The sequence below is a fragment of the Clostridium manihotivorum genome, assembly GCF_004015185.1.
In the GTDB taxonomy this organism is placed as follows: domain Bacteria; phylum Bacillota; class Clostridia; order Clostridiales; family Clostridiaceae; genus Clostridium_AR; species Clostridium_AR manihotivorum.
The window spans coordinates 1,770,205-1,783,069 of record NZ_CP025746.1 but is presented as its reverse complement, the minus strand read 5'-3'; the positions used below and the strand labels follow the sequence as shown (position 1 = coordinate 1,783,069).

General features: G+C 32.3%; 8 protein-coding genes. All 8 read right to left on the bottom strand.

The window, feature by feature from the left end; translation table 11 throughout:
• Window positions 1-416 precede the first annotated feature (416 nt).
• Window positions 417-2,447: a methyl-accepting chemotaxis protein gene (locus C1I91_RS07985; RefSeq protein WP_128212401.1), complete on the bottom strand. Its 2,031-nt coding sequence runs from the start codon at window positions 2,445-2,447 to the stop codon at window positions 417-419.
• A 552-nt stretch (window positions 2,448-2,999) separates the two neighbouring features.
• Window positions 3,000-3,500, bottom strand: coding sequence for a hypothetical protein (locus C1I91_RS07980; protein WP_128212400.1), 501 nt, complete (start codon window positions 3,498-3,500; stop codon window positions 3,000-3,002).
• A gap of 129 nt (window positions 3,501-3,629) precedes the next feature.
• The gene (locus C1I91_RS07975) at window positions 3,630-5,438 is read right to left on the bottom strand and encodes an ABC transporter ATP-binding protein (protein WP_128212399.1); all 1,809 of its coding nucleotides are present in this window, start codon (window positions 5,436-5,438) and stop codon (window positions 3,630-3,632) included.
• Complete coding sequence (locus C1I91_RS07970) at window positions 5,383-7,131, bottom strand: ABC transporter ATP-binding protein (RefSeq protein ID WP_128212398.1); 1,749 nt, start codon at window positions 7,129-7,131, stop codon at window positions 5,383-5,385. The genes C1I91_RS07975 and C1I91_RS07970 overlap by 56 nt, the downstream gene beginning before the upstream one ends.
• A gap of 79 nt (window positions 7,132-7,210) precedes the next feature.
• Window positions 7,211-8,761 (bottom strand): 2-isopropylmalate synthase, encoded by a 1,551-nt coding sequence (locus C1I91_RS07965; protein ID WP_128212397.1) that lies wholly within the window; start codon window positions 8,759-8,761, stop codon window positions 7,211-7,213.
• Between the two features lie 218 nt (window positions 8,762-8,979).
• Entirely contained in the window at window positions 8,980-10,152 is a 1,173-nt protein-coding gene (locus tag C1I91_RS07960; RefSeq protein WP_128212396.1) for an NAD(P)-dependent malic enzyme, read from the bottom strand.
• Window positions 10,153-10,306: 154 nt separating this feature from the next.
• A complete protein-coding gene (locus C1I91_RS07955) occupies window positions 10,307-10,978 on the bottom strand; it encodes an MgtC/SapB family protein (protein ID WP_128212395.1) in 672 nt (223 codons plus the stop codon).
• Between the two features lie 19 nt (window positions 10,979-10,997).
• The gene (locus C1I91_RS07950; protein WP_128212394.1) at window positions 10,998-12,704 is read right to left on the bottom strand and encodes a diguanylate cyclase domain-containing protein; all 1,707 of its coding nucleotides are present in this window, start codon (window positions 12,702-12,704) and stop codon (window positions 10,998-11,000) included.
• Window positions 12,705-12,865: the final 161 nt, after the last annotated feature.

Below are 12,865 nucleotides of genomic sequence, written 5' to 3'. Positions count from 1 at the left end.
TTTTCATTGTACTTTTGTGGAGCTTAGCCTTCATGGTGGATTCCTAAAAAATAAAAAAAGCCCAAAAGACAAATCTCATCTTGAGACTCGTCCTTTAGGCTTTTATCCTAAAAGTGTAGAAAAAATCCTGTACCGCTCGGACCAGACATATATTTAATACCGGAACCCTAGATACACTCTCATATTAAACATATTATATGTTATTTGCCACTAATTGTAAACCGTTATTCATAATTGGTTCACATTTTTGTAACTTTGCTATAAACTATATTGAAAAAATTCTAATATGCTTAGCATAATGTGCAATACATTAATAATTTTATATACTAGTTTTAAAGTTTGGTATGTTTAAGAATCAAGCTCATCTAAGCATTGGATGACTAACCACTTAATTTCAACATGGCACTTTAACAGGCCTAAAGTTTAAATTTAGCTACTATTGATCTTAGATTCTCTGAGCTTTCTTTACTCTTAGCTACGCTATCCTCTATAACTTTTACCTTTTCAACAACTTCAGAAGATTTTGTTGCTATATTTGTTATTCCCACTGCCCCATTATTAACTGTTTCAGCTATATCTACTATAGCTGTAGACATACTTTCAATGGTAGCAGTTAGTTCTTGAGAAGTTGCACTAAACTCAAGCATCAAGTTGTTGACCTTTAGTGAGTCTAAATTGTATTGCTCTGATGAATTTGATGAATTTTCATAGTCTTGAAGTACTTGAGTATCTATAAACTCTAATACTCTCATGGCTTGAGAATTTAAATCCTTAACCGATGAATTAACAGTTTTAACTACATTCTGAATGTTAGCAGCAGTATTACCTGATTGCTCTGCCAATGCTCTAACCTCATCAGCAACAACAGCAAATCCCTTTCCAGCTTCACCAGCTCTAGCTGCTTCAATTGCTGCGTTAAGTGCTAGAAGGTTGGTTTGATCTGTTATTTCCAATATTGATTGGGCTAATATATCAATTTGCTTAACCGCTTCTGATTTTTTAATAGCTGTTTCTAGTTGCTCTCTAACGCTAAAGTATATGCTCTTTGCATTATTTCCAGAGCTAACTGCATTATCCTTTAACTCTTTGGATCTTTCTGCAATATCGTTAGTTACCATACTACCTTCTGATGCTCTCTCTGATATGGATTCGATAGCGTTGCTAACCTCCCCTGAAGATGCTGATATCTCTTCTACTGTAGCTGCACTTTCCTCCATACTAGCAGATAGAGTTTCTGTCTCTAAAGATGTTTCATCAGCATAAACTCTCAGGTTTTTTGTCATATCCTCAATTAGAACAGCATTATCATTTATCTGAGCAGAAACTTCTGTCAAGTTATTCACTATATTTCTAAGTATGCCTCTTGTAGCAGTAACTGCCTTGAACATAATACCTACTTCATCTTTATATTTCTCATATTTACCGTACTTTTCATTAAACACCAAGTTAAGTTCAGCAGTATCATTTATTAGATTGGTTATATCAGCTATAGGCTTTGTTATTCTATTTGAGAAGAATATGCTAAATATACCTGCAAAAACACTTATAAATACCGCCAATACAAGATAAATAATCATAGTATTGATTATAGGACTCATAACCTCCGCCTTGTCTTCTGCCAGAACTACAATCCAGTTCATACCTACAGTTACCTCGTAGTAAGCAGACTTAGCTTTCCCCCCCTCAGAATATTCTATTTTATCTCCCTTTAGGTCTGGATTAGTTTTTACTTTATCTACTATATCCTTTATTTTATCATTTTCAACAGTCTTTCCTATCTTATCATCATCTGGGTGGTACACAACATTTCCAGCTCCATCGACAATATATATGTAACTAGACTTTGAAGCAGATGCTTTTAAATCCTTTAAGTAATTAGAAAAACTTTCGCAAGTAACTGACGAAGCCACAGCTCCTATAACATTTCCATCTTTCACTATTGGAGATGCAAATACAATTATCTGACTTCCTGTAGATCCAGAAGTCAAAGTACTGCTTATTACGCTGATACCAGACAATGCAGTTTTAAGATAATCTTCATTCTTATGATCTTTTCCAAAGCTAGAGGTTCCTTCTATTACAGAATTATAATTTTTATCAACTACAAATACATTGTCCAAGTTTGCAGCCTTACTTGAGTAGTTTTTAAGCCAAGTTGTAGCATCTGTTATCTTAGCTCTTAAATCATCTGATTCCTCACCATTGGCTTTTCTTGAAAGTATATCAATAAATTCATTTTTACTAGCAAGCATAGCATTAGCTTGCTTTTCTTTCTCTATTAAAGCCTCTAAAGTTTTTACGCCTTCTGTGGTTAAGGATTTCATCTCGCCATCGCTTTGATTTCTTAGGGCTTTTGACATATTAACATACGTCACCAGTGAAAGTAATCCTACAGATACAATTATTATTGTAATTATTACTATTGGTAATCTCTTCTTTATAGACATTTTTATCCTCCTTTAATTTGAAAGTAATGATATCTGTTTTGTCTTTAGGAAATCGTATACATGTATGTGCCTATTTACTCTTACTAAAACATTAAATGCTTACAATATATATTCTATATTCTCAACTGAAATCCTTTTAGATAATTCTACAATATTTAATACTTTTTTAAATTAAAATATATTTCTTTCTATAATTTCTTAATGCATAACTACACCTTAAAATAAAAAAATCTTAATTTTTCTAATATTCAACATAAACCTTCACTTATCTACTTTATATTAATTCTTTGCGCAGCTCATTAAATCATCACATAACTGTTTGCTTAATTTCAACAGGATACTTTATATATAGGGAGTCAACTTCAACTATTAATTTATACATGCCCGATAACCCCCAGAAGCGGGGATTATAGAACATGCATAAATTAAGTTTTCATAAAGGATATCTATACAACAGCTCCCAAAATAAAAGCCATGTATAAAAGTAAGTGAATCTTCTTTTATACATGGCTTTTACTTAGAGCTTTTAATTATGTTGCCAAAGCCCCTTATTTAATTAATATATTCTTTAAGCCCCTCTATATCTTTTACGTGGCTTTTCTCTAGTTCTACTATGCTTGTCAGAATTTTATAGTTTTCTTTATAGGTATCAGCTTGAGAATTTACCAAAAGACCTCTTATCCTCAGTACCAAGGCTAAGCTTTCCTTTTCAAATTCCAGTGCATCTAGAACAAATTCCCTAATACCCAGACTAAATTCTTCTTTTTTCCTAAGTCCAGTGAATTCATAAATTAATTTAACTGCTTTATCATAGGTAAAAAAATCTACTTCTACATCTTCGCTTTCTTGAATTTTTGATTTTATTTCAAGATAGCTGTCGATATGTCTCCTATCCTTTTTAGCAAGAGCCTTTGTAAGTATTCTTATCTTTTCTTTTAATTTATCATCCTTGCTTATTTTTAGATAGTATTCTTCAGAGCTTCTGTCAATCTCAATAAGTTTGTCAATTAAATCAATTACGGTGTACATTCCTTCCCTTCCCCACAAAAACATTTGTTCTCTAGTAAATTATACACCATATTCTACATTTTTCTACACCAAATATAGCTATAAGAAAAAAAATTTTCATCATATACCATGTAAAGTACATTTATGAAATATAGTGGTAGATTACTACATACTTTACGCTAGATATTCTTGAATATTTTCCTCTAAGCCTTCTTCTAGCAACTTTTTATAATATCCATTTTGAGTTACTAATTCATTATGATTACCCATCTCCACAATGCTTCCGTTTTTTAAAACTATTATTTTATCAGCATTTCTAATAGTTGAAAGTCTATGAGCAATAACTATAGTTGTTGTATTTATAATCACATTATCAATAGCCTTCTGTATCAATTTTTCTGTATGGGTATCGATGTTGGCTGTGGCCTCGTCTAATACAAATATTGATGGTTTGTGAGCTAAAGCTCTAGCGAAAGCCAGTAACTGCTTTTGTCCTGAAGAAAAAGTACTTCCTCTTTCCATAACAGGATGATCTAATCCTTGCCCAAGACTATTTACAAAGCCTAAAGCATAGGATGTTTTTAATGCTTCATTTATAACTTTATCATCTATATTGTCATTTAGAGTTACATTCATTCTTATGTTCCCAGAAAATAAAAACACATCTTGCAACACCACTGATATATTTCTTCTCAGATCTTTTTTACTGATGTCCTTTATATTTACTCCATCTATGAGTATTTCCCCTCTTTGTATATCATAAAATCCACTAATAAGATTTATTATTGTAGTCTTTCCCGAACCTGTTTCCCCTACAAAAGCCGCCATCTCACCTTTATTAAGTTTAAAACTTATATCCTTAAGTACCCAATCCTTATTGTTATAGGAAAACCATACATGCCTAAACTCAATATTTCCTTCTATTTTATTGATATTTAAGCCTTTATCAAGATCTTCTAAGTTATTTTCTTCATCTAATAACTCAAAGATTCTATCCGCAGACACTAAGGCTGACTGAATTGTGGTATAGTTATCTGCTAAGTCTGATATTGGTGCAAAAAACTGTTTTATATAGGTGGTAAAAGCGTAAAGCACACCAATTTCTAAGGTTTTACCAGCAATCTTTCCCATGCCATACCATATGATTATAGCTACTGCTAAGGATTGGAATATATCCGCAGCAGGTCTTAATATACTATTTAATCTTACTTGAAATAGTGTAGTGTCAAAATAATCACCATTTAGTTTAAGGAATTGCTGTTTCTTTTCTTTTTCTCCCTGAAAAATCTGTATTACCTTCATTCCTGAGATACTTTCAGCCATGAACCCGTTTATTCTTCCTATTAGACTTTTCATATTAGTAAAATTATCTTTAATCTTTTTCTTAAGTAGAAACACTATAAAAAACATAACTGGAACTACTGAAAAAGATATTAAAGCCAACTTTAGATTTAATGTTACCATGGCATAAACAATGCCTATCAAGAGGAAAACATCTTTAAAAAGGTTTATAATAACATCGGTATACATCTCACTGAGAGCCTCAACATCATTAGTTGCTCTAGTAATAAGTCTTCCTGAAGAATTCTTATCTAGATATGATAAAGGCAATAATTGAATAGTTTTAAAAACCTTGTTTCTCAGAGTCTTCATTATATCCTGTCCAACTCTATTAATGAGATTTACTTGAGCAAAGGTAAGCACACCTCCAAGTAAAACTATTACAAAATACAAAAACGCCATTGCATTTATAGAGTGAATACCTGACTGAACACTTTTATTAATTAAAAAATCGTCTATTATAAGTTTTAATATATAAGGTTTAAGAAGCTGAGCTATATTCACTAATATTACACATGCAGCTGCCAAAATTATTTTACTTAGGTACGGGATAGTAAATTGCAATAGCCTTGTGAGACTTTTGGCTTTATGAAACTTCAAGTCCCTGTTTCTTCTGGTTGTATTGCTCCATATAAATTTCATAATAACGCCCCCTCTTATTCATAAGCTCCTTATGGTTACCAAACTCAACTATCCTTCCACTGCTCATCACAATAATCTTGTCGGCCATCTCAACCGCTGAGACTCTATGAGCAATTATAATAGTGGTCTTACCTTTTCTTACTTCTTTTAAGTTTTCGATTATATCACCTTCGGTTATAGTATCCACCGCTGATAATGAATCATCTAATATTAGTATTGATGGATCTTTTACTAATGCCCTTGCTATAGCTATTCTTTGTTTTTGTCCACCAGAAAGGTTGACACCTCTCTCTCCAAGTATGGTTTCAAAACCATTTGGAAGGTTAATTATGCTATCATATATACAGCTATTTTTAGCTGCTTCTTCAACTTGCTCATTACTGAATTGCTCCTTAAAAAACTTTATATTATCTTTTATTGAAGCGGAAAATAAAAAGTTATCCTGTGGTACATATCCAAAGTTCTTTCGTAATGAGGATAGGGTATACTCATTTATATCCTTTCCATCTAATAATATAGAACTTTCCTTAACGTTATATAGCTTCAACAATAGATTAACTAAAGTACTTTTACCTGAACCAGTCTCTCCTACAATACCTAAGGTGGTTCCTAAAGGGATATCCAAATTAATATCCTGCAACACTTTTTCATAACTTCCTTTATACGAAAAATCTAAAGAAGTAATTTTTATATTGCCTTTTATATCTTTTGCCATTCTCTTCTTACCATCTATAACCTCCGGTTGTTGGCTAAATATATCGTTCAGTCTCTTTAAAGAAGCCATACCTCTTTGGAAAATAGTTATCACACGTCCTATAGATAGTATTGGATTCATTATCATAGTTAAATATCCATTAAAAGCTATAAAACTTCCTAGGGAAATCGATCCTTTTAAAACTGCATTTCCGCCATATATTAAGTTAATTACAAAGCTTATACTAAAACATATCTCAATGGCTGGTGATAGAAAGGATGATACCTTAATCATGTTTATATTAGCATCCTTCATATTTTGGTTTAACTTTTCAAAGTTATCCAGCTCATGCTCTTCTTGAACATAGGCTTTTATAACTCTTATTCCGTATATGTTTTCCTGCACTCTATCAGATATAGCTCCAAAGCTTTCTTGAACTATCTTGAATCTTTTCTGTATCAAGGTACCTATCTTCATCATAAAAAGTATTATTATGGGAATTGGTAGAAGTGATATTAAAGTAATCTCCCAATTTATAGATCTAGCCATAGAATAAATTGATATTATGCAAATAGCTACTCCGTTTATAGACATGGCTATGGCTGGTCCAAAAGTCATTCTCACTGCAGATATATCGTTAATAGCATAAGCAATAAGATCTCCTGTCTTTCGATTATTATAAAAATCTGGTGATAAGGTTTGGAAATGATCAAATAACCTCTCCCTTAGAGAACATTCTAACTTTCTTGCATTTACTATAACAAAATTTCTCCAAAGATAAGTTGTTATAAAAGTAGCTATGGCCACCAAAAGCAAGTAAACAATATTTAGCTTTACACTGCTTGAATCAAAATTATCCTTTTTTAATATATCTATTGTGTTTCCTAAGATATTAGGAAATAAAGATTGGATATAGGATGTTAAAAACATGAACACTACTCCGACAAAGTAGGTTAACTTGTTTTCTTTTATAAAATTAAAAATTAAATTATCTTCCATCTATGCATCCCCCTTTTCATAAAAGTTCGCTAAAGAGCATTTCTTTAGCGATTTTTTTGCACATTTGCTATTGATAATTTTATTTATTCTTATCCATTATTATGTTATTTAGAGCATTTATAAAAGCTAATGCACTGGCCTTTATTATATCTGTATCGATAGCTCTAGAAATATAACTCTTTTTATTATAACTTAAGTTTATAGTAACCTTCCCCAGGGCCTCTTTTCCCTTTGATATACTACTTATCTTATATTCCCTTAAATCAACTTCTAGTTCAGCAACTTCCTTTATGGCAGTATAAAGAGCATCAACAACTCCATTACCAATGCTACTTTTTTTGTATGTTTTATCGCCTCTTTTAATCTTTACACTGGCAGAAGGGAATATGCTATTGCTTATCACTTGAAGTTCTACAAGTTCATAAAGATTTTTGCGTTTTTCAATTATCTCATCACCTAAATCAGGATTTATATCTACTATACTTTCTATTAGATAATATAGATCGTAATCATACACTTCTTTTTTTAATTCAACTATCTCTTGAAACTTATCAAATATCTTATTTAGCTCTTCATCAGCTAACTTCTCAAAACCTAACTTAGAAAGTGCATCCTTAAGCTCACTTCTTCCTGAATGCATAGTTAATATTATATCTGACTCTTCATTTCCAATATCCTCTGAGTGTATTATTTCATAAACATCTCTGCTTTTAATGGCTCCTGCTTTATGTATTCCTGAAGAGTGAACGAAAGCATTTCCTCCTACTATTGCTTTATTGGCAGCAACATCCAAGCCCATAATATAGCTCACTAGCCTTGATGTTTTCTTTAGTTCTGTTGATATTATACTAGTATAGGCATTATAATAACTATCTCTTACCTTAAGAGCCATAGCAATCTCTTCTAGAGCAGCATTACCAGCTCTTTCACCAACTCCATTTATAGTAGCCTCTATTTTATCAGCACCATTTTTTATAGCAGCTAAGGTATTAGCTGTAGCAAGTCCCATATCATTGTGACAGTGAACGCTTAATATTGCATTTTCGTTTAAGTTTTTCAAATTATAGTTTATTTTCTTTACCAAATCCCCAAACTCTTCTGGCAATCCAAAACCTACAGTATCAGCTATATTAATTATTGTTGCTCCAGCTTTTACTGCGTTCTCTATATTATCCCAAAGATAATTAAAATCTGCTCTTGTCGCATCTTCAACAGAATACTGTATGTTATTACATAACCTTTTAGCATAGCTTATAGCTTCGCTACTTTGTATTAATATTTGCTCACGAGTTTTTCTAAGCTTTTTTTCTATATGTATATCTGATGCCCCTATAGATATGTGGATTAGGGGATTATCTGCAAACCTTAAGCATTTGTATGCTAGATCAATATCTTCCTTAACAGCTCTAGCTATGGCAGATATTGCGGTATAACTTCCTAGCTTTTTTGAAATACTCTCAACAGACTTGAAATCTTGGGTAGAACCTGCTGGGAACCCCGCGTCAATTATATCAACATTTAGATTCTTAAGCTGATCTGCAATCTTTAACTTTTCATATAAGTTAAGTTTTACCCCTTGAACTTGTTCTCCATCTCTCAAGGTTGTATCTAAAACTATAATTTTTTTCATATATCCATATCCTCCAAACAATAGTAGGTTATTAACTAAATACAGATTTATCACCTAACTGTAGAAATTATACTGTAAAGGGTACATCTTTAATTATACACCTTGGAATAAATAATTGTGTTTTTTGTTTTATATAATAAACTTAGGCTATGTCTAATAATAAAAAAAATATGCCTATACTTAATAGACATATTTTCTCTGTTCCAATCTCACTTTAATTATATTCTAGCAACTCCAGTTTCTCTTGCTGCCTTAGCTACAGCCTCAGCTACCACCTTAGCTATATTTTTATCTAAAGCACTTGGGATTACATTTTCCGGGCTTAATTCTTCTTCCTTGACAAAATCAGCTATAGCATAAGCCGCTGCAATCTTCATCTCTTCATTTATTTCTTTAGCTCTTACATCTAAAGCGCCTCTAAATATTCCTGGGAAAGCTAATACGTTATTAATCTGGTTAGGAAAATCCGATCTTCCTGTACCTATTACCTTAACTCCAGCCTTCATAGCTTCATCTGGCATTATTTCAGGGACTGGATTTGCCATTGCAAATACTATAGCATCCTCATTCATACTTTTAACCATTTCTGTTTTCAATATTCCTGGAGCTGACACTCCTATAAATACATCTGCACCTACTAGTGCATCTGATAAACTTCCTTTTATCTTGTTTGGATTAGATATTTTAGCCAATGCTTTCTTTGCATCATCTACATTTTCTATTCCATCATATAAAATACCTACTTTATCACAAGCTATAAGATTTTTAACTCCAAGCGATAGCAAAAGTTTAGCTATTGCTGTACCAGCTGCACCAGCCCCATTTACTACTACTTTTATGTCTTCTATATTTTTATGTACTATCTTTAAAGCATTTATAACTCCAGATAAAACCACTACAGCTGTGCCATGTTGATCATCATGAAATACTGGAATATCAAGTTCTTTCTTCAATCTCTCTTCTATTTCAAAGCATCTAGGTGCTGAAATATCTTCTAAGTTAATTCCCCCAAAACCAGGAGCTATAAGCTTAACAGCTTGAACAATCTCATCAGGATCCTTAGATGCTAAAGCAATAGGAAAAGCATCCACTCCAGCAAACTCTTTAAAAAGTATAGCCTTACCTTCCATAACAGGTAACCCTGCTTCAGGTCCTATATCTCCTAAGCCTAGAACAGCAGTTCCATCAGTTACAACTGCTACCAGATTTCCTTTTGCAGTGTACTTATAAACATCATCTTTATTTTCATGTATCTTCTTGCATGGTTCTGCTACTCCTGGAGTGTATGCGATACTCAAATCTTCCCTAGTTTGTACCTTAAGCTTAGAAACTACTTCTATCTTCCCCTTATGTTCTTCATGAACTTTTAAACTTTCTTCAAAATAATTCATAGTTTATATCCTCCCCAAAATTTGTTTTATTTTTCACCGCTAAACCTAGTAAATTGCTCTAAGACACTGAATTCACTAGATTTAGCTAGCAAAAATTTTTATACTTCTATAAATTTAAAAGTCTCTAAAGAAGCTTTAGAGACCTTTTATCCATTTAAATCTCTACTGATCTCACATTTTTATCCTCTTCTATTAGAGAAATAAGATCAATAGGTGTAAGTGATGAACTTACTTTAATTATCAACCTCAAATCTATCAGTTGTTCATCAGTTTTCTTTACTACTTTCATCTTTAATACTGTAATATCATTTTCTTTAAACTTATCATTTATCTCTTTGATTGCCCTTTCATGGTCAACTACTATGATATTCATTGGTACAGCCTTAGGAGAAGCTAACCATTTATAATCACGGTGAAGTACAGTCTGCCCTATAACTATAATTATAGTAGCAGCGAAGCCAACGAAATAAATCCCTGCACCTATAGCCATTCCTATCCCTGCTGTTACCCAAATTCCTGCTGCTGTAGTAAGTCCTCTTATTGTATTTTTCTGCATAAAAATCGCTCCAGCGCCAAGAAATCCTACTCCACTGACTATCTGAGCAGCAATTCTGGTTGGATCGATAGGTACCTTTAAAAAAGCTTCTTGATCTTGAAAGCCATATTTAGAAATAACCATCATCAATGCAGCACCTAGTGCCACTATGAAATGTGTACGTATGCCAGCTTCTTTCATCCTGCTTTTACGTTCCCAGCCTACCAGTATGCCACAGAAGGACGCCAATAGAAGCCTTAATAAATTCTCTAACAACAACCTATAATCCATTATATCACCTTTGCCATAATTAGCTTAAATTTTCACACTTCTTTTTTCTTTTTTCATCATACATTGCTATGTCGGCTTTTTGTATAAGTTCATCAAGCCCATCTGCTTCATCAGGATAGACTACTGCTCCTATACTTGCTCCTACACTATATTTATTATTACTTAAAGTAAGAGGTTGTTCAATATATTTTTTAATTTTTTCAATAGTATCCATAATATCCTTCTTATCTTTGAAGTCAGTTAAAATCACCGTAAACTCATCTCCCCCAAGTCTACAAACTATACCCTTTCTATTTATTACATCAACTAACCTCTTTGCGACCTCTTTTAAAACTATATCCCCCATTTGGTGACCTAAGTTATCATTTATCCATTTAAATTTGTCTAAATCAAGAAACAAAATCGCAAATTTTGTTTCAGTATCCTTATACTCCTCAATAAGTTCTTCAATCTTTTTCATAAAAAAAGCTCTATTAGGTACGCCGGTAAGCCAATCATGGTTAGCTACTTTTTCTGATAGATCTCTTGCTCTTCTAACCTCATGATAGTTATCGATAAGCCTATCAAGCATCTTGTTTACTGAATCACCTATTTCCTTTACTTCATCCTCACAGTTCAACTGTATCCTTTCTGATAAGTCTCCTTCTGCTATTTTAGCAGTAACGCCTTTAATAGATAGAATACTATCTAAGATAGATTTATAGAATCCTAAAAACAAGTAAATTATAGAAGCTAATATACCTAAAATTGATACAGTTATAAGGTTTCTAGAAAAAGCCAAATCTCTGATTCGTCTTTCAGATTCCTTTGACAGTATACTAGCTTCAACTGAAGGTAACTTCTTGACTTCATCAATCTTACCTGTGGCATAGGAAAAGAACTCATCTGGACCTATGGTTATATCCTTTTTATATGAAAATTCACTATTAAGAGTAAATATCAAGTCATCAACAGCTTTAATGGCACCTTCATAGGATTGTTCTAGCTGTTTCTTGTCATTCAAGTTATTAGATATAACTTTCATACTTTTTTCTGTCTCTTTTAGTCTCTGCCTTATCTCCTTGGTTATATACTCCAAGTTTTCACTATCATAAGATGTAAGATTTTCTCTAGCAGCAGCCCTAGCACCTATGGCTCTAGCTTGCCCCATTTGTTCTATTATATTAGGTAAAGTGTTAATTAGATCATTTGCTACATAATGGTTTTCTATTTTTTCTTGAACTCTTAAAAGTGATATATCAGCCACATACTGACTCATATCGCTGATACTAGCTATAAGCTTTGTATGCTCATCAAAAGATTCCTCTCTAGTATACATGCTTATGCTGTTTTTAACTTCTAACCACTGACTATTAAGTTTACTCCACTTATCCTTTACCTTTAGCTCCTCATCATATTTTGAATTTAGCACTTCAATTTCTTCTATATCTCTTTTTATATTATTCTCATCTTCATCAATATATTTGTCAAATGCTACATCACCACTAAGATAAACACTAAGTAATCCTCTATGTTTTTGAATATCCACCGTTAGTTTATCTAAGGCAAAGTTATATTCCAAGCCTATTTTTTGCTTCTTTGCATAATTCAATTCTTTACTTATCTGAAATATAAATATAAACATCATTATAGACATAGGTAAAAGCATTATTGCAAATATCAATTCAAATTTCCTAATATATCTTAAATTTCTCATTAATGCAACTGAAGGTTTTAGTAATTGCATCTTATTTATCCTCCGTGTCTTTTTTTATATTATCGGCCGGAATAGATAATAGTTTTATATGCAGTAAAAAATATAGTTAAAGTTAAAAAAGTCACTGAAGCGACAATCTAGACAGCAAAGAAGGTCTACAGCCATTTTTTTAATGATTGTAGACCTTCGTA

Excerpts from the sequence above, each read along its gene's own strand:
- C1I91_RS07970 (WP_128212398.1), bottom strand. The coding sequence starts at position 7,131 with ATGGAAGATAATTTAATTTTTAATTTTATAAAAGAAAACAAGTTAACC.
- C1I91_RS07985 (WP_128212401.1), bottom strand. The coding sequence starts at position 2,447 with ATGTCTATAAAGAAGAGATTACCAATAGTAATAATTACAATAATAATT.
- C1I91_RS07950 (WP_128212394.1), bottom strand. The coding sequence starts at position 12,704 with ATGCAATTACTAAAACCTTCAGTTGCATTAATGAGAAATTTAAGATAT.
- C1I91_RS07960 (WP_128212396.1), bottom strand. The coding sequence starts at position 10,152 with ATGAATTATTTTGAAGAAAGTTTAAAAGTTCATGAAGAACATAAGGGG.
- C1I91_RS07975 (WP_128212399.1), bottom strand. The coding sequence starts at position 5,438 with ATGAAATTTATATGGAGCAATACAACCAGAAGAAACAGGGACTTGAAG.
- C1I91_RS07965 (WP_128212397.1), bottom strand. The coding sequence starts at position 8,761 with ATGAAAAAAATTATAGTTTTAGATACAACCTTGAGAGATGGAGAACAA.
- C1I91_RS07980 (WP_128212400.1), bottom strand. The coding sequence starts at position 3,500 with ATGTTTTTGTGGGGAAGGGAAGGAATGTACACCGTAATTGATTTAATT.
- C1I91_RS07955 (WP_128212395.1), bottom strand. The coding sequence starts at position 10,978 with ATGGATTATAGGTTGTTGTTAGAGAATTTATTAAGGCTTCTATTGGCG.